Annotated in this window: 24 protein-coding genes; 14 read left to right on the top strand and 10 right to left on the bottom strand. The window is 68.3% G+C overall.

Features of this window, described 5'->3' with window-relative positions; genetic code table 11:
- Positions 1–13: 13 nt before the first annotated feature.
- The 4 genes from FS845_RS15525 to FS845_RS15510 form a co-directional block, all read right to left on the bottom strand.
- Complete coding sequence (locus FS845_RS15525; protein WP_144636890.1) at positions 14–289, bottom strand: type II toxin-antitoxin system RelE/ParE family toxin; 276 nt, start codon at positions 287–289, stop codon at positions 14–16.
- A gap of 69 nt (positions 290–358) precedes the next feature.
- The gene (locus tag FS845_RS15520) at positions 359–562 is read right to left on the bottom strand and encodes a stability determinant (protein ID WP_144636888.1); all 204 of its coding nucleotides are present in this window, start codon (positions 560–562) and stop codon (positions 359–361) included.
- A 217-nt stretch (positions 563–779) separates the two neighbouring features.
- On the bottom strand, positions 780–1,967 hold the full coding sequence (locus FS845_RS15515) for an acetylornithine transaminase (protein WP_144636886.1): 1,188 nt from the start codon (positions 1,965–1,967) through the stop codon (positions 780–782).
- A 98-nt stretch (positions 1,968–2,065) separates the two neighbouring features.
- Positions 2,066–3,217, bottom strand: a complete 1,152-nt coding sequence (locus FS845_RS15510; protein WP_144636884.1) for a DSD1 family PLP-dependent enzyme — start codon at positions 3,215–3,217, stop codon at positions 2,066–2,068.
- 135 nt (positions 3,218–3,352) lie between these two features.
- Here FS845_RS15510 and FS845_RS15505 point away from each other — a divergent pair, with 135 nt between their 5' ends.
- The 4 genes from FS845_RS15505 to gluQRS all read left to right on the top strand — a co-directional run bounded on the left by FS845_RS15505 (position 3,353) and on the right by gluQRS (position 8,012).
- On the top strand, positions 3,353–4,315 hold the full coding sequence (locus tag FS845_RS15505; RefSeq protein ID WP_144636882.1) for a TAXI family TRAP transporter solute-binding subunit: 963 nt from the start codon (positions 3,353–3,355) through the stop codon (positions 4,313–4,315).
- Between the two features lie 97 nt (positions 4,316–4,412).
- Positions 4,413–6,437: a TRAP transporter permease gene (locus tag FS845_RS15500; RefSeq protein ID WP_144636880.1), complete on the top strand. Its 2,025-nt coding sequence runs from the start codon at positions 4,413–4,415 to the stop codon at positions 6,435–6,437.
- A 180-nt stretch (positions 6,438–6,617) separates the two neighbouring features.
- Positions 6,618–7,076, top strand: a complete 459-nt coding sequence (locus tag FS845_RS15495) for a DUF494 family protein (RefSeq protein ID WP_144636878.1) — start codon at positions 6,618–6,620, stop codon at positions 7,074–7,076.
- Between the two features lie 54 nt (positions 7,077–7,130).
- Positions 7,131–8,012, top strand: a complete 882-nt coding sequence (gene gluQRS, locus FS845_RS15490; protein ID WP_144636876.1) for a tRNA glutamyl-Q(34) synthetase GluQRS — start codon at positions 7,131–7,133, stop codon at positions 8,010–8,012.
- A gap of 99 nt (positions 8,013–8,111) precedes the next feature.
- Here the strand turns inward: gluQRS and FS845_RS15485 are convergent, their stop codons facing one another.
- Positions 8,112–10,787, bottom strand: coding sequence for a GDYXXLXY domain-containing protein (locus FS845_RS15485; protein ID WP_144636874.1), 2,676 nt, complete (start codon positions 10,785–10,787; stop codon positions 8,112–8,114).
- Between the two features lie 63 nt (positions 10,788–10,850).
- On the opposite strand from FS845_RS15485, the gene FS845_RS15480 reads away from it, so the two are divergent.
- From FS845_RS15480 to FS845_RS15450, 7 genes are all read left to right on the top strand, one after another.
- The gene (locus tag FS845_RS15480) at positions 10,851–13,538 is read left to right on the top strand and encodes a DNA topoisomerase III (RefSeq protein ID WP_144636871.1); all 2,688 of its coding nucleotides are present in this window, start codon (positions 10,851–10,853) and stop codon (positions 13,536–13,538) included.
- 84 nt (positions 13,539–13,622) lie between these two features.
- Positions 13,623–13,832 (top strand): 2-hydroxymuconate tautomerase, encoded by a 210-nt coding sequence (locus FS845_RS15475; RefSeq protein ID WP_144636869.1) that lies wholly within the window; start codon positions 13,623–13,625, stop codon positions 13,830–13,832.
- 130 nt (positions 13,833–13,962) lie between these two features.
- Complete coding sequence (locus FS845_RS15470; RefSeq protein WP_144636867.1) at positions 13,963–15,027, top strand: ABC transporter substrate-binding protein; 1,065 nt, start codon at positions 13,963–13,965, stop codon at positions 15,025–15,027.
- Between the two features lie 2 nt (positions 15,028–15,029).
- Positions 15,030–15,800, top strand: coding sequence for an ABC transporter ATP-binding protein (locus FS845_RS15465; RefSeq protein WP_144636865.1), 771 nt, complete (start codon positions 15,030–15,032; stop codon positions 15,798–15,800).
- A gap of 11 nt (positions 15,801–15,811) precedes the next feature.
- On the top strand, positions 15,812–16,681 hold the full coding sequence (locus tag FS845_RS15460) for an ABC transporter permease (protein ID WP_144636863.1): 870 nt from the start codon (positions 15,812–15,814) through the stop codon (positions 16,679–16,681).
- Between the two features lie 150 nt (positions 16,682–16,831).
- Positions 16,832–17,611 carry an SDR family oxidoreductase gene (locus FS845_RS15455; protein WP_144636861.1) on the top strand — a complete coding sequence of 260 codons (780 nt, stop codon included), beginning with the start codon at positions 16,832–16,834 and terminating at the stop codon, positions 17,609–17,611.
- 179 nt (positions 17,612–17,790) lie between these two features.
- On the top strand, positions 17,791–19,224 hold the full coding sequence (locus FS845_RS15450; RefSeq protein ID WP_144636859.1) for an aldehyde dehydrogenase family protein: 1,434 nt from the start codon (positions 17,791–17,793) through the stop codon (positions 19,222–19,224).
- Between the two features lie 32 nt (positions 19,225–19,256).
- On the opposite strand, the gene FS845_RS15445 is transcribed toward FS845_RS15450, so the two are convergent.
- From FS845_RS15445 to FS845_RS15430, 4 genes are all read right to left on the bottom strand, one after another.
- On the bottom strand, positions 19,257–19,634 hold the full coding sequence (locus FS845_RS15445; RefSeq protein WP_222129995.1) for a type II toxin-antitoxin system VapC family toxin: 378 nt from the start codon (positions 19,632–19,634) through the stop codon (positions 19,257–19,259).
- On the bottom strand, positions 19,631–20,026 hold the full coding sequence (locus FS845_RS26845; protein WP_260986300.1) for a type II toxin-antitoxin system VapB family antitoxin: 396 nt from the start codon (positions 20,024–20,026) through the stop codon (positions 19,631–19,633). Before FS845_RS26845 ends, FS845_RS15445 begins: the two co-directional genes overlap by 4 nt.
- Positions 20,027–20,154: 128 nt before the next feature.
- Entirely contained in the window at positions 20,155–21,861 is a 1,707-nt protein-coding gene (leuA, locus tag FS845_RS15435) for a 2-isopropylmalate synthase (protein WP_144636857.1), read from the bottom strand.
- 377 nt (positions 21,862–22,238) lie between these two features.
- Positions 22,239–22,856: a hypothetical protein gene (locus FS845_RS15430; protein ID WP_144636855.1), complete on the bottom strand. Its 618-nt coding sequence runs from the start codon at positions 22,854–22,856 to the stop codon at positions 22,239–22,241.
- Here FS845_RS15430 and rpoN point away from each other — a divergent pair.
- The 3 genes from rpoN (at position 22,855) to FS845_RS15415 (ending at position 25,611) form a co-directional block, all read left to right on the top strand.
- A complete protein-coding gene (rpoN, locus tag FS845_RS15425) occupies positions 22,855–24,297 on the top strand; it encodes an RNA polymerase factor sigma-54 (RefSeq protein WP_144636854.1) in 1,443 nt (480 codons plus the stop codon). The genes FS845_RS15430 and rpoN overlap by 2 nt on opposite strands.
- A 102-nt stretch (positions 24,298–24,399) precedes the next feature.
- A complete protein-coding gene (locus tag FS845_RS15420; RefSeq protein ID WP_144636853.1) occupies positions 24,400–25,011 on the top strand; it encodes a TetR/AcrR family transcriptional regulator in 612 nt (203 codons plus the stop codon).
- Between the two features lie 195 nt (positions 25,012–25,206).
- Positions 25,207–25,611: a VOC family protein gene (locus FS845_RS15415; protein WP_186332299.1), complete on the top strand. Its 405-nt coding sequence runs from the start codon at positions 25,207–25,209 to the stop codon at positions 25,609–25,611.
- A gap of 194 nt (positions 25,612–25,805) precedes the next feature.
- Here the strand turns inward: FS845_RS15415 and FS845_RS15410 are convergent, their stop codons facing one another.
- Positions 25,806–26,747, bottom strand: coding sequence for a bile acid:sodium symporter family protein (locus FS845_RS15410; protein WP_144636852.1), 942 nt, complete (start codon positions 26,745–26,747; stop codon positions 25,806–25,808).
- Positions 26,748–26,774 lie beyond the last annotated feature (27 nt).

The following is a 26,774-nucleotide window of genomic DNA, read 5'->3' as shown; positions in this document are numbered from 1 at the left end:
CACCAACCTGGTATCAGGGATATTGCTGCCGCGCATGCAGGACGCTGATCACTTCGATGGCCACATCCGTGACGCGATAGACCACCAGGTAATTGGGATGCGCGACAATTTCGCGGGTGCCCGCTACGCGCCCGGGTCGATAGAGATGAGGATGTTCGGAGGCGGGCAGCACTGCGTTTTCGATGCGCTGCTGCAGGTTGCGTGCGGCCTTGGGGTCCTGCTCGGCAATATAGGTGACGATTTTGGCCAAGTCGTCGAAGGCGGCGGGTAGCCAGGAAACTTCCAGCATGCGTCATCCAGGCGCGTTTCAGGCACATGGCATTCGCTGGAATGCCGTCCCGGTTCGATTCAAGGCTGGTTACTTGCAGCCTTTCTCGCTTTGCTGACGTTTTTCCGCCGCTTCGATGATGGCATCCATGTGGGCCATGACCTGGTCATGCGGGGTGGCGGGACGCGGATCGGACAAGCTGGCCTGCACCTTTGCACGAAACCAGCGGTCATGGCTGACCGCTTGGTCTTCGGTCTCGGATTTCGAGACAACGGGAGAGAGGACTGCGCCCATGGCAAAAGCTCCTGATGAACCCTTATTTTAAAGCACATGGACGTTGCGATGGCACATAGGGACAAATCTGTCCCATTCCCCCAGCGCCCAGGCCGCATCCACAGGATGCTGCCCGTAGGAAGACGGATGGCGATTGCCGGCCCAGGGGGTGCAAAGGAATCGCCGCGCTGTCTGCACAGTCGCGGCGATTCTCTTCAGCGGCCAAGTGCCGCGGCGCTTACTTACGCACGCTGGCGATCACCCCATCCAGCTGCTCCAGCATGCGCGACACTTCGCTTTCGCTGACGTTCAGTGCCGGCATGAAGCGCAGCAGGTTGGCGCGCGGGGCGTTCAGCAGCAGGCCTTCCGGCAGGTCGCGGGCGGCCTCGACGATGGCCGGGCCGTCGTCGCGGTCCAGCAGCAGGGCGCGCAGCAGGCCCATGCCGCGCTCGCCCTTCATCCCCCACTTGTCCGACAGGGCCTTCAGGCCTTCGGACAGCTGCTTGGTGCGAGCGGCCAGCGTTTCCATGAAGCCCGGCGAGGTCAGCGTGTCGTACACGGCCACGCCCACGGCCGCCATCAGCGGGTTGCCGTTGTAGGTGCCGCCCTGGTCGCCGTGCGCGAACACGCACACTTCCTGGCGGGCCAGCAGCGCGGCCAGCGGCACGCCGCCGCCGATGCCCTTGGCCAGCGTCATGATGTCCGGCACCACGTCGAATTGCTGGTAGGCGAACATCGTGCCGGTGCGGCCCATGCCGGTCTGCACTTCGTCGACGATCAGCAGCATCTGGTGCTCGTCGGCCAGCTTGCGCAGGCCCTGCATGAACTCCTTCGTGGCGGGGAACACGCCGGCTTCGCCCTGCACCGGCTCGAGCATGATGGCGACGGTCTTGTCGTCGATCAGCGCACGCACCGAGTCCAGGTCGTTCAGCGTGGCCTTGGGGAAGCCCTCGACCTGCGGCGCGAACATCTTGTCCCAGCCCGGCTTGCCCGAGGCCGACATGGTGGCCAGGGTGCGGCCGTGGAAGCCGTGGTTCATGGTGATGATCTTGTAGGCGCCGTCGCGGCGCACCTGGCCCCACTTGCGCGCCAGCTTGATGGCGCCTTCGTTGGCCTCGGCGCCGCTGTTGGCGAAGAACACGCGGTCGAAGCACGACGCGCCGGTCAGGCGCGTGGCGAGGTCGATCGAGGGCTGGTTGTAGAACGCCGGCGACGGGTTCATCAGCTTCTCGGACTGCTCGATCAGGGCGCGGCGCATCTCGGGCGCGCAGTGGCCCAGCGTGTTCACGGCCCAGCCCTGCACGAAGTCCAGGTATCGCTTGCCTTCATGGTCTTCCAGCCACGATCCCTGGCCTCGCACGAAGACCAGTTCGGGGCGGGAGGTGATCTCCATGAGGGCGTTGACGTTGAACTGGTTGAAGTCCATGGCGGTTCCTGGCGATAGGGAAACAAGGAAAAACGGAAATGTAGCATCGGCCGGCGATCCTTTCGTGACCGCCGGGCCGGGATTGTTGCAAAGGTGTCCTAGCGGCTGAGTCCGCGCGCCGCCACGGGCCAGATCTCGGCCACCGTGTCGCCGCGATAGGCGACCAGCTCGTCGTGCAGGTTGAAGGTCGGGTCCACGTGCGAGGGCACCAGTTTCAGAAGCTCGCCCAGCGCGGGCCCGGCGCCCTCCTGCACCGTCACCACGCCGTGCTCGTCGTTGGCCGCGACGTAGCGCAGGTCGGCGCGCTGGTGGACCGTGGGCAGCCCGCATTCGATCGTGGTGGACTTCAGTCCCGCGTCCAGCACCGCGCGGCCGGGCTTGGCCGTGCTCATCACGGTCGACATCAGGAACAGGCTGTGGCGGAACGCCAACGGGCCGTCCCACTCGTTGGCGCCGTAGTCCCCGTCCATGAAGGCGTACGAGCCCGCCTGCAGTTCGGTGTAGACGCCGCTGGCCGCGTCGAACTCGGCGCTGCCCGTGCCGCCACCGGTGATGCGATCGCAGGCGATGCCGGCGTCTCGCAGGGCCTGCGCATACGCTTGCGCGCGTTCGGCCGCCTGGGCGCACACCGCGGCGCGCTCGGCGCGCGTGCGCAGGTGCTGCACCGAGCCGTGGTAAGCCTGCAGGCCGCCGAAGACCAGTCCCGGCGCGGCCTGGATGCGCTGCGCCAGCGCCACGGCCTGGCCGCTGTCCGCGACGCCGCAGCGGCCTTGGCCCACGTCCACCTCGACCAGCACGGTCAGCTGGACGCCGACCTGCACCATCGCGATGGACAGCGCGTTGACGTTGTCGGGATGGTCGACGCAGACGCTCAGGTTCGCGCCGGACGCCAGGCGGCCCAGCAGCGCCAGCTTGGCGGGGCCCACGACCTGGTTGCTGATGTGGATGTCGAGGATGCCGGCGGCGATGAAGGGCAGCGCCTCGCTGACCTTCTGGCAGCAGATCCCGCGCGCGCCCAGCGCCAGCTGGCGCAGCGAGACCTGCGGGCACTTGTGCGCCTTGGCATGCGGGCGCAGCGCGACGCCGTGCCGGTCGGCCCAATCCTGCATCAGCCGCAGATTGGCCTCGAAGGCGTCCAGGTCCAGCGCCAGCGCGGGCGTGTCCACGCTGGCCAGGGTCTGTCCGGGCAAGGCCGGGGGCGGCAGAAAGGGTTCGCCCTCGGGGCTGGTGGGTGCGTCGGGTGTCGCCATGTTTCCTCTTGGAATCCGCGGGGTGAGCACGGTGTCACCCCCAGGTAAACGATAGCCTCGCGAGCATTGGCGCACACGTGGCCACATGTGACAATTTACTGACAAAAAGCTGTGCCTAAATACTACGGAGAAGCCATGAAGCTCAATCGCTGGATCAAGATCCTGGCCGTCACACTGGCCATGACGGGCGCGGCCACGTCGGCGCACGCCCAACAGTTCTTCCGCATCGGTACCGGCGGTACCGCCGGCACCTATTATCCCGTGGGCGGGATGATCGCCAACTCGATTTCCGAGCCCGGCAAGCTGATCGCCACCGCGGTGGCCAGCAACGGCTCGGTCGCCAACATCAATGGCATCCTGGGCGGTTCGCTGGAAGCCGGTTTCACGCAGTCCGACGTGGCCTACTGGGCCTACAGCGGCACCGGCACGTTCGAGGGCAAGCCCAAGGCGCAGGGCCTGCGCCTGATCGCCACGCTGTATCCCGAAAGCATCCACCTGGTGACGCGCAAGGGCGCCGGCATCAAGTCCGTGGCCGACCTGCGCGGCAAGCGCGTGTCGATGGACGAACCGGGCTCGGGCACGCTGGTCGACGTGCGCCTGATCCTGGCAGCCTACGGCATGGCCGACAAGGACGTGAAGGCCGAATACCTCAAGCCCAACCAGGCCGGCGACAAGATGCGCGACGGCAGCCTGGATGCCTTCTTCTTCGTGGGCGGCGCGCCCGCCGGCGCCATCGCCGAACTGGCCGCCAGCGGCGGCGGCATCGAACTGGTGTCCCTGGTCGGCCCCGAGATCGACAAGCTGCGCGGCCAGCAGCAGTTCTTCACGCCCGACGTCATCGCCGCGAACACCTATCAGGGCGTCGCCGAGGTCAAGACGATCTCCGTCAACGCGCAGATGGTCACGTCGGAGAAGCTGCCCGAGGCCGTCGTCTACGAGCTGACCAAGAAGCTCTACAACGACGCCACGCGCAAGACGCTGGACAACGGCCATGCCAAGGGCAAGCTGATCACGCTGCAGAACGCCGTCAAGGGCGCGGGCATTCCGTTCCACCCGGGCGCGGAGAAGTTCTACAAGGAAGCGGGGCTGCTGAAGTAATCGGCCCCGCGCCAGGCACCCACGTCATCCCGCGCGCCGGCCTTCCGACGGGCCGGCGCGCTGCATTCCCATGCATCCTTTCCGAGCGCTCGCCGCCATGCAGATCGACCACGACAAGACCCAGAAACTGGCGGAAACCTACGACTCCGAGATCCGCTTCCGCCCCTTGGGCAAGGCGGCCGCGTGGATCGTCTCGCTGCTGCTGGTGGCGCTGTCCCTGTTCCATTACTACACCGCGGGATTCGGCCTGCTGCGCGAGGCCACGCACCGCGGCGTGCACCTGGCCTTCGTGCTGGCGCTGATCTTCCTTGTGTTCGGCTTCAGCAAGGCGCACTATCGCCGCGAGCCGCGCAGCGCCTGGTACGCGCCGGGCGGCGTGCCGCTGTACGACTGGGCGATCGCCTGCGTGCTGGCGCTCAGCGTGCTGTACATCCCCTACATCTTCGACGACCTGGCCTATCGCGTCGGCAATCCGCTGCCGCTGGACGTGGCCATGGGCTCGATCCTCATCATCGGGTTGCTGGAAGGCACCCGGCGCGCCATGGGCTGGCCGCTGCCCATCATCGCACTGGTGTTCATGGCGTACGCGGCATTCGGACCGTGGTTCCCGGGCCTGCTCCAGCACGCCGGCAACAGCTGGGCGCAGATCGTCAACCACATGTACCTGACCAGCCAGGGGGTCTATGGCATCGCGGTGGGCGTGGTGGCCACGTACGTGTTCCACTTTGTGCTGTTCGGGGTGCTGGCCACCCGCATCGGACTGGGCCAGCTGTTCCTGGATACGGCGTCCACGGTGGCCGGCCGCTATGCGGGCGGACCGGCGAAGGTGTCGGTCTTCGGCTCGGCCATGTTCGGCATGCTGTCCGGCTCGTCCGTGGCCAATGCCGTGACGGTCGGCTCGCTGACCATCCCCGCCATGATCCGCGTGGGCTATCCGCGCCACTTCGCCGGCGGCGTCGAGGCGGCCTCCAGCACGGGCGGGCAGATCACCCCGCCCATCATGGGGGCGGCGGCCTTCCTGATGATCGAGTTCCTGGGCATCCCCTACCAGCAGATCGCCATCGCGGGCATCTTCCCGGCGCTGCTGTATTTCTTCGGCATGTTCATGCAGGTTCACTTCGAGGCCAAGCGCGAGGGCCTGCGCGGCCTGACCGCCGAGGAAATGCCCCGCCTGCGCGAATCCTTCCGCAAGCGCTGGCCGACGCTGATTCCGCTGGCGCTGCTGGTGGGCGTGCTGGCCAGCGGGCGCACGCCCTACCTGGCGGCGTTCGCCGGCATCACCGGCTGCATCCTGGTGGGACTGCTGAACCCCTACCAGCGGCTGCGCGGCCGCGACCTGTACGAAGCCTTCGAGACCGGCGCCAAGTACGCGCTGGCCGTGGGCGCGGCGGCGGGCACCGTGGGCCTGATCATCGGCGTGGTGACGCTGACCGGCGTCGGCTTCAAGATCTCCTTCATCGTGATCTCCGCCGCGCAGTGGCTGGCGGCCGGCGTGGGTACGGTGATTCCGGACACGCTGGCCAGCAACCAGTCGCTGACCCTGGTGGCGGCGCTGTTCATGACGGGCCTGGTGTGCATCCTGATGGGATGCGGCGTGCCCACCACGGCCAACTACCTGATCATGGTGACCGTGGCCGCGCCCACGCTGGTGCAACTGGGCGTGCAGCCGATCGCGGCGCATTTCTTCGTGTTCTATTTCGGCATCCTGGCCGACATCACGCCGCCCGTGGCCCTCGCGGCCTATGCGGCGGCCGGCATGGCGGGCAGCGATCCCTTCCAGACCGGCAACACGGCGTTCCGGCTGGGCATCACCAAGCTGATCGTGCCGTTCGTCTTCGTGTTCTCCCCGTCGCTGCTGATCTCCGTGCAGGGCTTCTCGCTGTACGAGTTCTGCGTGACGCTGATCGGCTGCATGATCGGGCTGGTGCTGCTGTCGGCGGCATTCTCGCGCTACATGCTGGTCGGCATGAAATCGTGGGAACGCTGGCTGTGCACCATCGGCGCGCTGCTGACCATCGCCCCGGGCCTGGCCAGCGGGTTGCTCGGACTGGCCGTGGCCGCGCCCGCGCTGGTGCATCAGGTGCTGCAGGCGCGCGCGGAAAAAGGGGTCGCGGCCGCCTGACGCGCCGGGCAGCCGTGCTGTGGCGTCGATCAGACAACCCCTGTCTCGGAGGCCGGGCGACAGCGTCCGCTCGGCCGTCGGACCAAGTTGCCCCAGGGGGCAAATCAGCGTAAAGTAAATTTACGTTTGCTGGTTTGCCGATATGCGGGCCGACTGGGCAAACGGCCACCTGGCCACCATATGTTCGATATCCTGGTTTATCTGTTCGAAAACTACTACACGCCGCAAGCCTGTCCTGCGGCCGATGTGCTGGCAAAGCGACTCGCTGCGGCCGGCTTCGAGCACGAAGACATCGACGACGCACTGGGTTGGCTCTACGGCCTGGCCGAAACCACCGAACGCTGCGTCGAACTGGCTCAAGTGCCCAGCAGCGGCATCCGCATCTACACCGATTCCGAGTACCAGCAGCTCGGCACCGAGTCCATCGGCTTCATCACCTTCCTCGAATCCGCCGGCGTGCTGCCGGCGCCGCTGCGCGAGATCGTCATCGACCGCGCCCTGGCGGCGCCCGAGACGCCCGTGCCGCTGTCGCGCATCAAGATCATCGCGCTGATGGTGCTCTGGAGCCAGGAGGCAGAGATCGACAACCTGGTGCTCGAAGAATTGCTGGACGACGAAGGCGGCCGCCGCCTGCACTAGGCGGCGCCGCGGCAACCACGGGGCCCCGCCGGGGCCCTTTTCTCATTCCCTTCCGTGACGACGTACATCGGCCGCTTCGCTCCCAGCCCCAGCGGGCCGCTACACGCGGGCTCGCTGGTGGCCGCGCTGGCCAGCTGGCTGGACGCCCGCGCCCGGCAGGGCCGCTGGCTGGTGCGCATCGAGGACGTCGACACCCCGCGCACCGTCGAGGGCGCGGCCGACCGCATCATGGCGCAGCTGCGCGGCCTGGGGCTGCACTGGGACGGCGACGTCATGTGGCAATCCCGGCGCGGCGCGGCCTACCAGCAGGCGTTCGATGCACTCGCGGCGCGCGGCCTGGTCTACGGTTGCGGCTGCACGCGGCGCGAGATCGCCGACTCGCAGCCGCGCGGCGGCGAGGCCGGCGCGGATGGCGAGCGCCCCTATCCCGGCACGTGCCGCCATGGCCTGCCGCCAGGTCGCCAGGCGCGCGCGTGGCGGGTGCGCGTGCCGCCGGGCGTGGAGTTCTTCGAGGACCGCTGGCTGGGCCCGCAGCGGCAGGACGTGGCGCAGGCCGTGGGCGACTTCACGCTGCGCCGCGCCGACGGCCTGTGGGCCTATCAGCTGGCGGTGGTGGTGGACGACGGCGCGCAGGGCGTGACCGACGTGGTGCGCGGCGCGGACCTGCTCGGCTCCACCGCGCGGCAAAGGATACTGGCGCGCCTCCTGGACCTGCCCGTGCCGCGCGTCATGCACGTGCCGCTGATCGTGGACCCGGCCAGCGGGTTGAAGCTGTCCAAGCAGAATGGCGCGGCGGCACTGGATACCGGGCGGCCGCTGCGGACGCTCGAAGCGGCCTGGCTGGCATTGGGCTTCGAGGCCTTTGCCGCGGCGGACGTTCCGGCATTCCTGGCCGACGCGACGCGGCGCTGGGCGCGGCGGTTTCCGCTGGATTGATTTGATTGCCTGCGCGATGCGGCGCCGCGCAGCCGTCATCCTGGCTGGCGTGTCGCGCCCGAGGGCCGTGCGGTCCCGCCCGGGCCCAGGCAGCGCCCCCTACGGCACATCCGTCTCTTCCGGCGGCCTTTCTGGCCCGAGGGCCTGCAGCGGCTGCCGCTTCTCATCCAGCATGCGCACCAGCAAGCCCGTGCCGCTGTCGTCCAGCCGGACCTCGCCATACCGCGCATTGGCGAAATGCTCCGCCTGACCTTCGGGGAAGAAGTAGGCATTGGTGACGATGCGCACGCCGTCCGGCCGCAGCCGGTAGCGCAGCACCAGCTCGTTATCCTGGCGCGGCTGCGCGGCTTCCTGCACGCGCGCGACCTGGGCCACGCCCTGTTCATCGGGCGTCAGCACCACGTATCCATCGGTTCGCACGAAACGGCTGTCCTGCTCTTCGGGCAGCGCTTCCATCGCGGCGTCGTGCAGGCGATTGATGTCGTTGCCGGCAGCGAAGCGCAGGGCCATGTAGTCGCCCTGCATCAGCGAGCGCGGATCGACCGGCGCCAGCTCCAGGATGGCCACGCGGCCCGAGGCCAGCAGGTCTTCGCGCTGCCAGATGGCGGTATTGGCCGCGCCGAGCGCCAGCAGCAGGCCGGCCAGCACGCCGGCCGCGCGCCAGCGCTGCGGGCCGGTGGCGGGGGCCATGACGAAGGGGGCGGCCGTCGTCGTGCGCATCACGCGCGGCACCAGCCACACCATGCCGCGCAGCAGGAACATCAGCAAGCCCGCCGTGGCCAGCCAGCCCGCCTTCTGCAGTAGCGGCACCTCCAGCTGGTAGTAATAGATCAGCAGGTACGACAGCAGCGCCAGTACGCCGAAGATGGCCAGGCGCGGCTTGTTCAGGCCGACCCCCAGCAGCATCCACGCCAGCGCGAAGGCGATGCCCGGGCTGGGCAGCCAGAACAGCGCCAGCACCAGCAGGGCCAGCGGCACCGTCCAGACCAGCGCGGCGGTCAGCGCCGCGCGGCGCGCGCCCAGCACCAGCGCCGCAACCACGGCGGGCAGCAGGGCGCCGGCGACGCTGAACGCAGCGGTGGAAGGCCGCGCCGACCACAGCATGAACAGGTGCGGGGCCGCCACGCCGCCGGACATCCACACGAGGCCCTGCACCGCGATGGCGAGCGACCAGCCCAGCGGGTCCAGCCTGCGCTGGCGCGGCGGCGCCAGCCGGTGGCCGATCCAGAAGGCGGCGGCGGCCGCCCAGGCGCCCAGCACCGCGACCGGCTGCCAGACGATGGACGCCACGCTCACGTCGTAGTCCATCATGGCGTCCAGCAGGTCGATGTTGCCGGCCAGGCCGGGCAACATGGACCACCAGACGAGGCAGGCGCCGGCCAGCGCCATCATCCAGCCGCTGAGGAACCGCAGCAGCGCGTCGGGCGCAAGCACGTACACCAGGATGCCCATCGCCAGCACCAGCAGCCAGGTGCCGCCGATGGAGGAGGACACGTCGTACAGCCCGTAGGCGATCAGGATCTGCCCCGTGAAGCCGAGCGCGACGGCGCATTGCCGCCAGAACGGCGCGCTGGCGTTGCGCAGCACCGCGATGGCCGCGGTGCACAGGACCAGGCCGGCGACCAGCCCCAACTCCGGCGAGCCGATCAGGCCGGATACGGCCAGGAACAGCAACAGCAGCAGCGTCGCCAGCCAGGCGCTCAGGCCCAGCAGGCCGTGGATGTACCAGGGGGTCTCGGGCCGGGCGAGGACTGCCCCGTCGGCCAGTGCGATCACCGGAGCGGTATCGGCGGCGGGATCGACCGGATTGCCCGCCGAGGCGCCCGCGGGCTCCGGATCGGCCGGAAGCCGGCCAGGCGTGGCGGCCGCCAGCTTGCGCAGCCAGCGGGCGGCCAGCACGGCCTCGCCCATCAGCAGCGCGGCCAGCGGCAGCGCGACCCACACGCCGGGCTCGAGCCGCAGCAGCCATTCGCCGACGATGCGCAGCGACACGAAGATGATGCCGGCCGCCAGCATCGCCAGGATGACCAGGTCGCGCCGCACGCTGTAGTAGTACAGGCCCAGCGCCACGGTGGCCGCCGCCCAGGCCACGCCGGTGTAGGTGCCCAGTCCCAGGATGACGTCGCCCACCAGCAGGCCCAGCACCAGCACGCCCAGCGCCAGCGCGGCCAGCACGCGCGGGCCGACCCGGGTGCCGGCGCGCCAGTGCCGCGCGGCCAGTTCCCAGCCGGCCAGCAGCAGCAAGTTCAGGCCGGCCATGACCAGGCTGGGAAAGCCGGGGCCCGCGAACGCGACCCACCACACGAACAGTTGCTCGCCCAGCCACAGCGACGCGGCCAGGTTGACCACGATCGCCCAGAGCAGCCAGACCGGCTGGCTGGCGGCCGCCAGCGCCCAGGGCAACAGCAGCACTGCCCAGACGGCGAACAATTCCCAGGTGTCGGCACCTGTTTGGTAAGTTTGTCCTACGAGGGCGAGCAGCGCGCCCAGCATCAGGCCGGCCAATGTCAGCACCGCGCCGGCCACGTGGCGCCGCGTGTCGGCGTCGGCGCGCAGGCGCAGTCCGATCCAGGCGGCGGCCAGCGCGCACAGCGCCAGCACGGCCTGCGCGCCCGCGAAACGCTCGGTCTTGTCCAGCGCCGGCCAATTGGCCGCGACCCAGCAAATGACCCCGCTGCCCAGCAGCACGACGCCCAATCCGAGCGTGGCGCGGGCCAGGAAATTGCGCCATGTGTGCAATTCCGATCCCGCCGGCGAATGACCCCCGACTTGCATGCCCCGAATCTCCCCTCTTATCATCCGCGCTAATTGAGGCGGGACTGCCGCCACTGGATACCCATGAGCAAAACGCTGATTATTGCCGAGAAGCCCTCGGTAGCCCTGGATATATCACGCGCCCTTGGAGGCTTCGCGCGAGAGGGCGACTTTTTTGAAAGCGAACGTTACGTCCTCGCTTCCAGCGTCGGGCATCTGCTCGGCTTGGTCGCCCCCAATGATCCCGTGAAGGGCAAATGGAGCTTCACGCATCTGCCGGTGATTCCGCCGGCCTTCGAACTCGGCCCGACCGACAAGCGTTCGTCCGAGCGCCTCAAGCTGCTGGTCCGGCTGGCCAAGCGCAAGGACGTCACCGCCCTGATCAACGCCTGTGACGCGGGCCGCGAGGGCGAACTCATCTTCCGCTACATCATCCAGTACGCCGGGGTGAACAAGCCCATCCAGCGCCTGTGGCTGCAGTCGATGACGCAGCAGGCGATCCGCGACGCGTTCCAGAACCTGCGGGACGACACGCAGTTGAAGCCGCTGGAGGCCGCCGCGCGTTCGCGCGCCGAGGCCGACTGGCTGGTGGGCATCAACGGCACGCGCGCCATGACCGCCTTCAACAGCAAGGACGGCGGCTTCTTCAAGACCCCGGTGGGTCGCGTGCAGACGCCGACGCTGGCCATCGTGCACGAACGCGAAGAGCGCATCCGCCGCTTCGTGTCGCGCGACTACTGGGAAGTGCATGCCACGTTCGTGGCCGCTGCCGGGCTGTACCAGGGCCGCTGGATCGATCCGGATTTCAGGAAGGACGACCGCGATCCCGAGAAGCGCGAGTCGCGCCTGTGGTCGCAGGCGGCCGCGCAGAGCGTGGTGGCCGCGTGCCGCGAGCAACCCGGCAGCGTCACCGAGGAATCCAAGCCCTCGACGCAGGCTTCGCCCGCGCTGTACGACCTGACCTCGCTGCAGCGCGAGGCCAACGGCCGCTTCGGCTTCTCGGCCAAGACCACGCTGGCGCTGGCGCAGACGCTTTACGAGCGCCACAAGGCCCTGACCTATCCGCGTACCGATTCGCGCTACCTGCCCGAGGATTACATCGGCACCGTGCGCCAGACCATGCAGGCGCTGGCGCAGGGCGACTCCGCCGCGGTGGGTGGGCTGTCCCGGCACGCGGGCACGGTGGTGAAGAACGACTGGGTCAAGCCCAACCGCCGCATCTTCGACAACAAGAAGGTGTCGGACCACTTCGCCATCATCCCCACCCTGCAGGTGCCGCGCGACCTGAGCGAAGCCGAGGGCAAGCTGTACGACCTGGTGCTCAAGCGCTTCCTGGCGGTGTTCTTCCCGTCGGCCGAGTTCCGCGTCACCACGCGGATGACCGAGGTGCAGGGTCATCGCTTCAAGACCGAAGGCAAGGTGCTGGTGTCGCCGGGCTGGCTGGCCGTGTACGGCAAGGAAGCCCAGGGCGAGGACGCCAACCTGGTGCCCGTGGCCGACGGCGAGACCGTGCGCACCGAGGAAGTCGACGCGGTGGGCCTGGCGACCAAGCCGCCGCCACGCTACAACGAAGCCACGCTGCTGTCGGCCATGGAAGGCGCCGGCAAGCTGGTCGACGACGAAGAGCTGCGCGAGGCCATGTCCGAGCGTGGCCTGGGCACGCCGGCCACGCGCGCGGCCATCATCGAAGGCCTGCTGAACGAGGTGTATCTGCGCCGCGAGGGCCGCGACCTGGTGCCCACTGCCAAGGCGCGCCAGCTGATGACGCTGCTGGCCGGCCTGGACGTGGCCGAACTGACCTCGCCCGAGCTGACCGGCGAATGGGAGCACAAGCTCAAGCAGATCGAGCAGGGCGGCCTGAACCGCGAGGCCTTCATGCGCGAGATCGCGCAGATGACCCAGGTGATCGTCAAGCGCGCCAAGGAGTACGAGCGCGACACGGTGCCGGGCGACTACGCCACGCTGACCACGCCCTGCCCCAAGTGCCGCGGCGTGGTCAAGGAAAACTACCGCCGCTACGCCTGCACGCAGTGCGATTTCTCGATCAGCAAGCACCCGGGCGGCCGCACCTTCGAACTGCCCGAGGTGGAAGAACTGCTGGCCAAGCGCGAGATCGGTCCGCTGCAGGGCTTCATCAGCAAGATGGGCCGTCCGTTCGCGGCCATCCTGCGCATCAGCGACGAGTACAAGCTCGAGTTCGATTTCGGCCAGAGCGATGACGAGGACGGCGAGGAAGTGGACTTCTCCGGCCACACGCCGGTGGGCCCGTGCCCCAAGTGCCAGTCGCGCGTGTTCGAGCACGGCATGAGCTACCTGTGCGAGAAGTCGGTGGGTCCGTCCAAGACCTGCGACTTCCGGTCGGGCAAGGTCATCCTGCAGCAGGAAATCTCGCGCGAGCAGATGGAGAAGCTGCTGGCCAACGGCCGCACCGACCTGCTGGACGGCTTCGTGTCCAGCCGCACCAACCGCAAGTTCAAGGCCTTCCTGGTGCGCCAGCCCGACGGCAAGGTGGGCTTCGAGTTCGAGCCGCGTCCCGAGAAGCCGGGGCGTGCGCCGGCCAGGAAGGCAGCGGCGGGGGCGGGCGACGGCGCGGCGGCCAAGACCGCCACGAAGACCGCCACGAACACGGCCGCGACGAAGACCGCCGCCAAGAAGGCGGCCAAGACCGCGGCCACCAAGACGGCTGCCAAGAAGACCGCGACCAAGACGGCCGCCAAGAAGGCTGCCGTGAAGAAGACCGCCGCCAAGAAGGCCGCCAAGACCGCCGGCTGACCTGCCTGGCGATCGGCCCCGGCGCGCGTGGATGCGCGCGCCGGGCCTTCCGGTTCCGTCTTTTTCCCCAACCAAGGAATCCCCATGCCCTACGTCCGCATCGAAATCCTGGAAGGCCGTACCGAAGACCAGAAGGCCGCGATCGCCGCATCGGTGACCCAGGCGCTGGTCGAGCATGCCGGCGCCAATCCGCAGAGTGTGTTCGTCGTGTTCCAGGACGTCGCGGCGCATGACTGGGCCGTGGCAGGCACGCTGATCTCGCGCCGCGGCGCCGCGCCGAAAGGCCACGGCTAGCGCCCCTCGTGGGCGATGTCGCGGCCACGCCTGGCGGGATGCGGCATGGCCGGGCACGCGCGTCCCCTAGCCCTCCGACTGCGGTATCGTTGTGCGCACAATCATCACAACGACACCTCGCGAGGACGACATGACTTCCCCTACGCTGGTCACAGGCGCTTCGCGGCGCCGCTTCCTGGCTGCCTCCGCGGGACTGGCCGCCACCGGCATGCTGGCGCCGTACTCGGCCTTCGGCGCGCGGAAGCTGGGCAGGATCGCCTACGGGCAGGGCAGCATCGATCCCTTCTTCGCCGCGGGCTACGTGGCGCTGAAGCTGGGCTACTTCGGCGAGAACGGGCTCGAGGTCGAGTACCTGAATTCGCAAAGCGGGCCGCGCACCAACCAGCTGCTGGCGGCCGGACAGATCGTGTTCGGCGCCACGGCCGCCACCGCCGCGCCCGCGCTGACGCTGTCGGGCAAGCCCGCCGCGCTGGTGTTCGGCTTCGACCGCAAGCTGACCTACGCCAACGTCATCGTGCGCCGCGAGGACTACGACAGCGGCAAGGTGCGCAGCCTGAAAGACCTGGCCGGCAAGCGCATGGGCGCCACGCAGCCGCAGTCCAGCACCTGGCTGATGGCCGTGTACCTGACGCAGAAGGCCGGCATGGGCGACAAGGTCGACATCCGTCCGCTGGGCGACCTGGCCACCATGCTGGGCGCGTTGAAGACGGGCTCCGTGTCGGCCAGCATGGCCACCATGTCGATGATGGAGCAGGCGCAGCAGGAAGGCTGGGGCGTGCCGATCTTCGACGCCACCACCGAGGCCTCGTGGCAGGAATTCATGGGCGGCGACGTGCCGGGCATCGCGGCGCTGACGCTGCGCGACACCATCGAGAAGCGCCCGGAAGTGGTGCAGGCCTTCGTCGGCGGCCTGGTCAAGGCGCAGGACTACATCACGGCCCACAGCGCCGCGCAGATCGCCGACGCCATCTACGACGACTACCTCGGTGCCTTCGCCCGGCCCGCCATCGAGAAGACACTGGACGTCTACAAGAAGACCGTTTTCCTGAACGACAACATCATCACGCAGGACGCCTATGCGCGCATGACGGCGGTGATGGGCGACGGCCGCCAGTACAGCAACGAAGAGCTGCTGAAGGCGCCCTATGCCGACTGCGTCGACATGCGTTTCGTGCGCCGCGCACGAGGCCTGTGACGATGATCGAACTGGAAGGGGTGGGCAAGGCCTATCAGGCGCGCACCGGCACCGTGCACGCCGTCGGCCACGTCGACCTGCGCATAGTGCAGGGCGAGTTCGTGTCCATCGTCGGGCCGTCCGGCTGCGGCAAGAGCACGCTGCTGAACATGATTGCGGGTTTCCTGCCGCCCACCACCGGCGCCATCCGCGTGGCCGGCCAGCCCGTGCAGGGCCGCGTGCCGCCGGCGCTGGGCTACATCTTCCAGAAGGACACGTTGCTGCCCTGGTACAGCGTGCGCAAGAACGTGGCGCTGGGCCTGAAATTCCAGGGCGTGCCCGCGGCGCGCATCGCGCCGCGCGTGGCCGAACTGCTGGAGCTGGGCCATCTGTCGGCCTTCGCGGATGCCTATCCGCACCAGTTGTCGGGCGGCATGCGCCGGCGCGTCGCCCTGCTGATGAGCCTGGCCGTCGAGCCGCGCATCCTGTTGCTGGACGAGCCTTTCGGCGCGCTGGACACGCATACCAAGACGCACCTGCACCGCGAGCTGATGGAGATCTGGCGCAAGCTGGGCCAGACCATCGTGATGGTCACGCACGACCTGGACGAGGCCATCACGCTGTCGGATCGCGTGGTGGTGCTGTCCGGCCCGCCCAGCCGCGTGCTGCGCGACGAACGCATCGACATCCCGCATCCGCGCGACGTGTTCGCCCTGCGCGAGACGCCGCGGTTCACCGCGCACGTGCAAAGCCTGTGGTCCGTACTGGGCCAGCAGTTCCGCGCGGCGGCTTGAGGGATTTCACCATGGCGTTCGATCCGCTTCCCTCCCAGGCCGCCGCCGCCCTGCAGGACCAGGTGCGCCAGGACCGCCGCACCGGCCTGCGCCATCGCCTGCGCGTCGGCCTCTGGCAGCTGTTGATCCTGGCCGTGCTGCTGGGCGCCTGGGAAGGGCTGACGCGCATTCCCTGGTTCGTGCAGAACACCCTGTTCGATCCCTTTTTCATCAGCCAGCCTTCGCGCGTGGCGGTGCGGCTGTGGCAGTGGATGCAGCCCGGTCCGCGTTCGGTCTGGCCCCACCTTCTGCTGACCCTGCAGGCGACCATGCTGGGCCTGCTGGCCGGCGTCGGCAGCGGGTTCGCCGTCGGCCTGGCGCTGTCCCGCAGCCGCATGCTGTCCGAAGTGTGCAATCCTTTCATCGTGGCGTTCAACTCGATGCCGCGCATCGCCTTCGTGCCGCTGATCACCATGTTCTTCGGCCTGGGGCTGGCGTCCAAGGTGGTCACCTCGTGGTTCGTGGTGTTCTTCCTGGTGTTCTTCAACACCTACAAGGGCGGCCGCAGCGTCGAGCGCGAACTGGTGGATTTCTGCCGCACCCTGGGCGGCTCGCCGCGCCAGATCCTGTGGCGCGTGCGCATTCCCACGGCGGCCGCGTGGACCTTCGCGGCGCTGCCCAACGCCATCAGCTTCGCGCTGATCGGCGTGGTGCTGGCCGAATTCGTGGGCTCCACCACCGGCATGGGCTACCTGATGATCACCGCGCTGGCCACGCTGAACGCCACCGACATGTTCGCCGCCGTGACGCTGCTGTCCATCGTCGGCATCGTGCTGGTGTACGCAGTGACGTGGCTGGAGCGTAGACTGCTGCATTGGGCGCCCGAGTTCCGCGACTCGTAGCGTTGATCCACGTGGCCACGGCGGCAGGGCAGCAAAGGCGCGTTACGGCGCCGGATGACTTGGCCATCGTGCGCCTTCCGATTGATCCGGCCCCGCCACCGGGCCACCCGAAGCCGGAAACGCGGCTTCCATCGTTTCGAGTCCTCCCGCATGACTGCCTCATCGTATCTGCAACAGTTTTCGCTGGCCGGCCAGGTCGCCCTGGTCACCGGTTCGGCTCGCGGGCTTGGCCTGTGCATCGCGCGCGCCATGGCCGGCAGCGGCGCGCACGTGCTGATCAACGGCCGCAATGCCCAGGCCATCGCGCAGACGGTGCAAGCCCTGCGCGGCGACGGCCTAGCCGCGTCGGCGTTGCCGTTCGACGTGGCCGACGATGCCGCGGTCGAGGCCGCCTTCGCCCGCGTCGACGCCGACTTCGGCCGGCTGGACATCCTGGTCAACAACGTGGGCGCGCGCAACCGCAAGACCATGCAGGCCGTGACGCCCGCCGAGATCCGTGCGCTGATCGACACCGACCTCGTGGCGGGCATGGTGCTGGCCAAGCTGGCCGCCGAGCGCATGGCGCGCCACCGGCATGGCCGCCTCATTGCCGTCACCTCGGTGGTGGGCGAACTGGCGCGCGCCGGCGACGCGGTGTATCCGGCCGCCAAGCAGGGCCTGACCGGCATGATGCGCGCGCTGGCCATGGAGTATGCGCCGCTGGGGATCACCAGCAATGCCATCGCGCCCGGAACCTTCGCCACCGAGACCAATGCCGCGATGGTGGCGGACCCCGTGATCGGCCCGTCGGTGGCCGCGCGCAACCCCATGCGCCGCTGGGGCCAGCCCGAGGAGATCGCCGGGGCCGCGGTGTTCCTGGCCTCGCCCGCGGCGTCCTACGTCAATGGCCACGTCCTGGTCGTCGACGGGGGCTTGTCGGTCCAGTTCTGAAGAGTGTTTACACTGGCTGTGCTGCCCGGACAGGCAGGCACGGGATGTGCCGGCATATCCGAGGACAGCACAGGGCTCCGCCCATCGGATGCCGGCCCGCCCATACGGCGTGGCTCGCCACGGCAGGCGCCCCGTCATGCGGACGCGACCTTCCCCAAGCCTATCTATCAGAGGTGGTTATGAGACAGCACTTCATCGACAATCGGCCGGCGCAGGGTTCGTCGGGCGAGCGCATCCCCGTCATCGACCCGTCCACCGGCCAGGAGTTCGACAGCATCGCGCGCGGCAACGCCGCCGACGTCGACCTGGCCGTGCAGGCCGCCCGCCGCGCCTACGAAGGCGCCTGGGGCCTGCTGAGCGCCGCCGAACGCGGCCGGCTGCTGTTGAAGCTGTCGGTGAAGGTGCTGGACCATTTCGACGAACTGGCCGAACTGGAGTCGCGCGACTGCGGCAAGCCCACCAAGCAGGCGCGCGCCGATGTCACTGCCCTGGCGCGCTACTTCGAGTTCTATGGCGGCGCGGCCGACAAGCTGCACGGTGAGACGCTGCCCTACACGCAGGGCTACACCGTGCTGACGCTGCGCGAGCCGCACGGCGTGACGGGCCACGTGGTGCCGTGGAACTATCCCATGCAGATCTTCGGCCGCAGCGTCGGCGGCGCGCTGGCCGCGGGCAATGCCTGCGTGGTCAAGCCCGCCGAGGATGCATGCCTGTCGCTGCTGCGCGTGGCCGAGCTGGCCGCCGAGGTGGGCTTTCCGCCGGGCGCGCTGAACATCGTCACCGGCTATGGACACGAGGCCGGCGACGCGCTGACGCGCCATCCTGGTGTCGACCACATCTCGTTCACCGGCTCGCCACGCATCGGCGCGCTGGTGACGCAGCTGGCGGCCGAGCGCCACGTGCCCGTCACGCTGGAACTGGGCGGCAAGTCGCCGCAGATCGTCTTCGACGATGCCGACGTCGACGCCCTGCTGCCCGTGGTGATCAACGCCATCGTGCAGAACGCGGGCCAGACCTGCTCGGCCGGCAGCCGCCTGCTGGTGCAGCGCACGGCCTACGAGGCCGTGCTGGAGCGCCTGGGCGCCGCCTTCGCCAAGCTGCGCACGGGGCCGGCCACCATGGATCTGGACTGCGGGCCGCTGATCCGCAAGACCCAGCTGGAGCGCGTGCAGGGTTTCCTGAAGACCGCGCAGCAGGACCGCATCGCCACCGTGGCCCAGGGCGCCGTGGTGGACGGCGCGCCCGCGGAAGGCTATTACCAGGCGCCCACGCTGCTGCGCGACGTGCCGGTGGACCACAGGCTGGGGCAAGAGGAAATCTTCGGCCCGGTGCTGTGCGCCATGCCCTTCGATGATGAAGCCGATGCCGTGCGCATCGCCAATGCCACCGAATACGGCCTGGTCGCCAGCATCTGGACCCGCGACGGCGCGCGCCAGCTGCGCCTGGCCCGCAAGGTGCGCAGCGGCCAGGTGTTCATCAACAACTACGGCGCCGGCGGCGGCATCGAACTGCCCTTCGGCGGCGTGAAGGCCAGCGGCCATGGCCGCGAAAAGGGCTTCGAGGCGCTGTACGGGTTCACGGTGCTGAAGACGATCTCGATCAAGCACGATTGAACGCGGTGGTGATGACGTGCCAGCCTGACGCGTCAGGCTGGCGTAGGACATGCGGCCAGCCCCATTGCATGGGCAGCCTTGTGCAGTCGCTTGTCCCTGGTCCATAACTTTGTGTCCGGCTGCAGCGTTACGGCGGTCAGCAGGTGCAGGTCGACACAGCCTATGCCTGATCCATCCAGGCCCTTGTCATGCAGCAAGGCCAGCGCTTCGGCGTGCGAGGCTTCGTCGATGTGCGGCAAGTCGTGCAGCGTTTGCAGGATGGCTTGCCGTCGAGGAAGGTTGCCCAAGGCGACTTCGGCAACCACCAAAGGGTGGACCAGAATGTCGGTACGGTCCAACAGCGCCTGCAGACTGGTGTTTCTGCCGTCGAAATGATCGATCCAGATGGCAGAGTCGACAAGCATCATCATCGGGCGCCTCCGGCTGCTCGAATATCGCTAAGGCCGGGTGCGTAACCATGCAACCTGGCCAGTTGCCGCGAGGCCTCTCGTTCCACGAGGCACTTCAGTGCGCGGTCGATCAACGCCGAGGTTTCCGCGATGCCGGTGTAGGTACGTGCTTTGCATAACAGTTCATCGTTCACCGTGACAGTTGTACTGAGACCGGCCCCCTGGTGCTGATCGGGACTTGCATTGGCGCCAGCAGCGCCCTGCGTCATGTTCGTGGCCATGTTGCATCCTTGAATACCTGCGGTGCAGTGAAACACCAGTCTGCCGGGATGCAAGCCGGTTGTTGCAAAGCACGCTGCCAAATAGGCCAAGTCCGACAAAAGAGAGATTCTTTTGTCCAGCTCCGATGCCATGGGCTTATCGGACGACATTGGTCCAGGCATGAAATAACCCGCCAATAGGCGGGTTTCATCAGGCAAACGGACAGGCCGGGCAAGCCCAACGGGCCAGGCGGCCCCCGAGGGGCCCGCCAAATCCCCTATCAGGCCGCCACGGCCTCGTCGGCGTCCACGCTGGCCCCGGTGGCCAGATGGCGGTTCACGGCGCTCAGGACGGCTCGGAACGACGCGGTGACGATGTCGCGGTCGATGCCGACGCCGAAACCGGTGGGCGAGTCGCCCACGCGCATCTCGACGTAGCTGGCCGCGCGGGTGTCGGTGCCCGTGCCGATCGAGTGCTCGTGGTAGTCCATGATGCGCACCGGCACGTCCAGCGCCGCCACGAAGGCCGAGATGGCGCCGTCGCCGCTGCCCGTGACCGTGCGGCGCTCGCCGTCGTATTCCAGCTCGGCCGTGATGGTGAACTGCTTGCCTTCGCCGGCGCTGGGATCGCCGTCGATGCGGTGGCGGATCAGCTTCCACGGAGCATGCTGCTGCAGGTATTCCTCGTCGAAGATCGTGTAGACATCGTCGGCGGTGACTTCGCGGCCCGTTTCGTCGGTCACGCGCTGGATGGCGCGGCTGAATTCGATCTGCAGGCGGCGCGGCAGCACCAGGCCGTGCTCCTGCTCGAGCAGGTACGACACGCCGCCCTTGCCCGACTGGCTGTTCACGCGGATCACGGCGTCGTAGCTGCGGCCGAGGTCGGCCGGGTCGATGGGCAGGTAGGGCACTTCCCAGACAGCGTCGGCCTGCTGCTGCGAGAAGCCCTTCTTGATGGCGTCCTGGTGCGAGCCCGAGAACGCGGTGAAGACCAGGTCGCCCGCGTAGGGATGGCGGGGATGCACGGGCAACTGGTTGCAGTACTCGGCGCAGCGGCGCACCTCGTCGATGTCGGAGAAATCCAGCCCCGGATGCACGCCCTGGGTGTACAGGTTCAGCGCCAGCGTGACCAGGTCGACATTGCCGGTGCGCTCGCCGCTGCCGAACAGGCAGCCTTCGATGCGGTCGGCGCCGGCCATCACGGCGAATTCGGCGGCGGCCACGGCGGTGCCGCGGTCATTGTGCGGGTGGACGCTCAGGATGATGCTGTCGCGGCGCGCCAGGTTGCGGTGCATCCACTCGATCTGGTCGGCGTACAGGTTGGGGGTGGTGGCCTCGATGGTGGCTGGCAGGTTCAGCACCATCTTGTCCTGCGGCGTGGCGTTCCATTCCTCGGCCACGGCGTCCGACACGGCCAGCGAGAATTCGGGCTCGGTGGTGCTGAACACCTCGGGCGAGTACTGGTAGCGCCATTGCGTCTGCGGGTACTTGGCCATTTCCTGCTTGATCAGGCGCGTGCCGGTCACCGCGATGTTCTGGATCTCGTCCTTGCTCATGTTGAAGACGATCTTGCGGAAAGCGGGCGCCACGGCGTTGTACAGGTGCACCATGGCGCGCTTGGCGCCCGCCGCCGACTCCACCGTGCGGGTGATCAGGTCCTCGCGCGATTGCGTCAGCACGATGATGGTGACGTCTTCCGGGATGCGCTTTTCCTCGATCAGCTTGCGCACGAAATCGAAGTCGGTCTGCGAGGCCGACGGAAAACCCACCTCGATTTCCTTGAAGCCGATCTTCACCAGCTGTTCGAAGAAGCGCAGCTTGCGCTCGATGCTCATGGGCTCGATCAGCGACTGGTTGCCGTCGCGCAGATCGGTGCTCATCCAGATCGGCGGCGTGGTGATGCGGCGGCTGGGCCAGGTGCGGTCGGCGAAATCCTGGGCGAACGGGCGGAACGGTACGTACTTGGTGGCGGGGTTGGCGAGCATCATCGGTACACCTCGGTGTCTTGGAATCCGGGAGGCCGTCCGCGCGAACAGTCGGCAGCGGCGGCCTGGTTTCAGGCTTCAGGCCAGAAGTGTGGCCGGATTCGGTTTCAAATCGGGGAAAAGCGCGGGAACGTGGATGGACGCGTGGCGGGCGTGTCGGGTCGGGATAGGGCTGACCCAGGCTGCCGAGCTACCACTTTGGGCCCTAGGCCCGGCAACCGATCGGTAGGTGTAGCGATAGCGCTAGTAGGCGGGCGACGGACGCGCGCAGGCCGGCGGCCGAGGCGTCGATGCGCTCGGCGGCAATTGCGAGGAGGGTGCAATCAGCGGCCATAAGCAGTAGTCAAACACATTTTGCGCGCGCGCGCAATTGACGGCGTCTATCGGAACGGGCCGATGGTAGGTTCCGTATGCTGGCGCGGGGCGGCGGGTGCCAGGGGTATGCCGGCTGGCGTGGCGACCGTGGCGCCCCGCTGGTCCAGGATGGCCGATTGCTCGCGCACCAGCGCGATCTTGCCGATCCGGTTGTGGCGCAGTTCCCGGTGGGTGCGTTGCAGATCGCCCACGGTGAAGGGCTCGTCGCGATCGCCCCACACCCAGCGCAGCACGTCGATGGATTCGTCGGACAGCGAGGCCCGCAGGCTGGCCAGCGTGTTGGCGTCCAGCGGGCGGGCGCGCGCCGCGGCCATGTCCGAATACACCCACGAGCGCACCAGGAAGAAGACGATGAGCGACCAGATGGCCACCACGCCCCACCAGACGTAGGGGTTGATCCTGGTCAGCAGATCTACGGTTTGCTGTCCCAGCGAGTGCAGGCCCTCGAAGTTGATCGAGCGTCCGACACTGAGCAATTTGGAGGACACGTAGAGCCATATGATGGCTGCGATGACGATGACCAAGGCCCGGACGACCAGGCGTGGAGTCGCAAGTTTCACCAGCGTCTGGCCGACGATGCGGCTGTCCTGGCGAATGCGTTCGGGCGAAGTGGGATTCATCATGCAAAATATTGTACCTATGAGTCGTCCCGCTTTAGAACTCCGTCCAGGCCAGCATCTGACGCTGACCCCCCAACTGCAACAGTCCATCCGGCTGTTGCAGCTGTCGTCGCTGGAGCTCGAGGCGGAAATCTCGCAGGCGCTGTCCGAGAACCCGTTGCTGGAACGCGACGAGGACCCCGCCCAGGCCGACGCGGCAGATCCCCAGCGCGAGGCCTCGGTCGAGAACGACGACGGCCCGCCCGACACCGAACTGCGCATCGAAGAGATGCCGGGTTCGGGCGGCGTCTATCCCGACGACGACAGCGAAACGCCGCAGACGGCCCGCGCCGACACCCTGCGCGAACACCTGCTGGGCCAGTTGGTCCTGACCCGCGCGGGGCCCCGCGACGCCGCCCTGACGGCGCTGCTGATCGACGAAGTGGACGAGAACGGCTACCTGGGCTCGCCGCTCGAAGAGATCCTGAGCTGGCTGCCGGAAGAGCTCGAGGTCGACCTGGACGAACTGCGCGCGGCGCTCAGGCTGCTGCAGTCGTTCGATCCGCCCGGCGTGGGCGCGCGCGACACGGCCGATTGCCTGGTGCTGCAGCTGCGCCATCCCGACGTGTCGCGCTTGCCCGAAGCCGCGAATCCCGAGGTGCTGGCCACCGCGCGGCTGATCTGTGCGCAGCACCTGCCGCTTCTGGCCACCGGCAATCCGGCGCGCCTGCGCGAGGCGCTGCGCTGCGACGACGCCACGCAGCGCGCCGCCTATCAGCTCATCCAGCGGCTCGATCCCCGGCCCGGCCGTGCCTGGACGGTGCCGGCGGCCGACTATGCGATTCCCGACGTGATCGTGCGCAAGACGCGGCAAGGCTGGCAGGCCGTGCTGAACAGCGCCGTGGTGCCGCGCCTGCAAGTCAACGGGCTGTACGCGCAGATGCTGGGCAACCAGCGCGAATCCAGCCACGCGGGCCTGCATGCGCAGCTGCAGCAGGCACGCTGGATGATCCGCAACGTCGAGCAGCGCTTCGACACCATCCTGCGCGTCTCGCAGGCCATCGTGGCGCACCAGGCGGCTTTCTTCAGCCAGGGGCCGGCGGCCATGCGCCCGCTCATCCTGAAGGACATCGCGGGCGAACTGGGCCTGCACGAATCCACCATTTCGCGCGCCACCACGCAGAAGTTCATGCTGACGCCGTATGGCACGATGGAGCTCAAGCGCTTCTTCGGCACCGGCGTGGCCACCGACAGCGGCGACTCCGCGTCGGCCACGGCCGTGCAGGAGCACATCCGCCAGATGGTGGCGGGCGAGAACCGCGCCAAGCCGCTGTCCGACAGCCAGATCATGCAGCGGCTGGCCGACCAGGGCATCGTCATCGCGCGGCGCACGGTTGCCAAGTACCGCGAGTCCCTGCGCATCGCGCCCGCGGCGATACGCAAGGCGCAGGCCGCCGTGCGCTGAACGTCGCCGCATGCCGGTGCGCATCGTGACCAGACCGACCGCAGCGCGGCACGCCCGCGGTCGCCGGACTGTCCTGGACCCGACGGCGGGCAAGGAAGACGCATGAACCAGAACGAGGCAAAGCCCCTGCGGCCCCGCAAGGCGCCCACGCAGGCGCGCTCCCAGGAGACCGTGGCCGCCATCGTGGAGGCGGCCGCGCAGGTGCTCGAGGCCGAGGGCCTGGAGGGCTTCAACACGAACGCGGTGGCGCGCCGCGCGGGCGTCAGCATCGGCTCGCTGTACCAGTATTTCCCCGGCAAGGACGCGTTGACGGTCGCCCTGATCGCGCGCGAGACCGCGCGCTTCTACGACGACGCGCGCGGCGCGCTGGCCCAGCGCAGCGGCAAGGCGGCGCTGGAATACCTGATCGGCGCCGCCGTGCGGCAGCAGTTGCAGCGCCCGATGCTGGCGCGCCTGCTGGACGTGGAAGAGGCGCGGCCCGCGCTGCGCGGCGAGGTCGACAAGCCGCAGGATTTCCATACCGTGCTGATCACGTGCATCCGGCGCGCGAGGCGGACGTGCGCGCGGCCCGAGGTCGCGGCCGGCGACGTGGCCGCCATCATCCGCGCGATGACCGACGCGGCGGGCGAGCGCGGCGAACGCGACGTCGCCGATCTGGAACGGCGCATCCGCGCGGCCGTCTTCGGCTATCTGGCGCGCGTCGACGCGGCCTGAAAAATCGGCGAATGCGAGCAATCGGCCTCGGTGCGACAGCCCTGCATGCTGTCAGGCCGCACAGGGTCGGGGCTTGCGCGCCAGCGGCGGCATTGGGCCGGATGCGAGTAGGCCAATGCGAGCTTTTGCTTATATTCTGACGTCATCGCAGCGCACGGCATGCCGCCGTGCCCGACCCCTCCCGACGAGACGACGATGACCGAACTGACCACCGCCATGAAGCTCAACCACCTGAGCTTTCCTTCCGCCGACACTGCCGCCACCGTGCGGTTCTTCGAGAAATACCTGGGTTTCACCATCGATGGAACATGGGACAAGTCCTACATCCTGAAGCGGCCCGGCTTCGACGTGGTGATCGAGCACGTCGAGGGCAAGCCTTCGTGGCCCACCAACTTCCACGGCGGCTTCGAGCTGCCCGACGCCGATGCGGTGCAGACGCTGTACGCGCGCTTCAAGGCCGAGGGCGTCGAGATGGTCTCCGACGTGTTCAACAACGGCCGCGGCTCGCGCTTCTTCTGCCGCGCGCCCGGCGGCGTGATGTTCGAGTTCAACACGCGCGCCGACGTCGCGGCCGAATACCGCGGCACGTTTGATGAGTGATCCAGCGTGGAACGTCCGGCGTGGACGTCCCGGCGTGGAACGTCCCGGCGTGGAACGTCCGGCGCGGAACGCCGCGTGGAACGTCCGGCGTTGAGGCCAGACGCAGAATGCTCGGCGTGACACGGTCGGCCGCAAGCGATCGCCCGACATGGGCTTGCAGGACAAGGCGTGCGCATCCCGCGCGCGCCTTTGCATCAATGCCGTGGCCTTTCCTGGAGCTTGACGCCGTCCTTCGGCGGCCGGCTGGCCCAGAAAGCCGCGATCAGCGAGCCCGAGATGTTGTGCCACACCGAGAAGATCGCGCCGGGCAGCGCGGCCAGGGGCGTGAAATACGCATTGGCCAGCGCAGCGGCCAGGCCCGAGTTCTGCATGCCGACTTCCAGCGCCAGCGTGCGGCAGACCGATTCGTCGAAGCGCAGCAGGCGCCCGCCCCAATAGCCGCCCAGCAGGCCCAGGCCGTTGTGCAGGATCACGCCCAGCAGCACGATGGGACCGACGCTGGCGATGCTGGCCTGGCTGGCCGCGACCACGGCGGCCAGGATGGCCATGATGGCCAGCACTGACACCAGCGGCAGGGCGCCTTCGACCGCGCGCACCAGCGGGCGCACGAAGTGGTTCAGCAGCAGCCCCAGCGCCACCGGCAGCACGACGATCTTCAGGATGCTCAAGAGCAGGCCCAGCGTGTTCACGGGCACGGCCGCGTCCACGTACAGCAGGGTCAGCAGCGGCGTGGCGATCACGCCCACCAGCGTGGACAGCGCCCCGATGGTGACGGACAGGGCGACGTCGCCGCCCGACAGGTACACCATCACGGTGGAACTGGTGCCGCTGGCCACGCTGCCCACCAGGATCATGCCGACCGTCAGTTCGGGCGGCATGTCCAGCAGCCTGGCCACCAGGAAGGCGGCCAGCGGCATGACCAGGTAATGGATGACGATGCCTGCGATGACGGGCGCCGGCTGCTTCACGACGCGCCGGAAGTCGGCGAACGTCAACGTGGCGCCCATGCCCAGCATCACCAGCATCAGCAGGTATTCCACATAGGGCAGCAACGGGCGGAAGGTGGTCGGGACGAAGTAGGCGGCTGCCGAGATGAGCAGCGCCCAGAGGGGAAACAGGCGGGTGATGAACGACATGAGGGGTGCAGCGTGTGGCGCGTCGCG

This window comes from Bordetella genomosp. 13, from assembly GCF_007679965.1.
Lineage (GTDB): Bacteria > Pseudomonadota > Gammaproteobacteria > Burkholderiales > Burkholderiaceae_B > Bordetella.
This window is presented reverse-complemented; position numbering and strand designations above follow the sequence as displayed.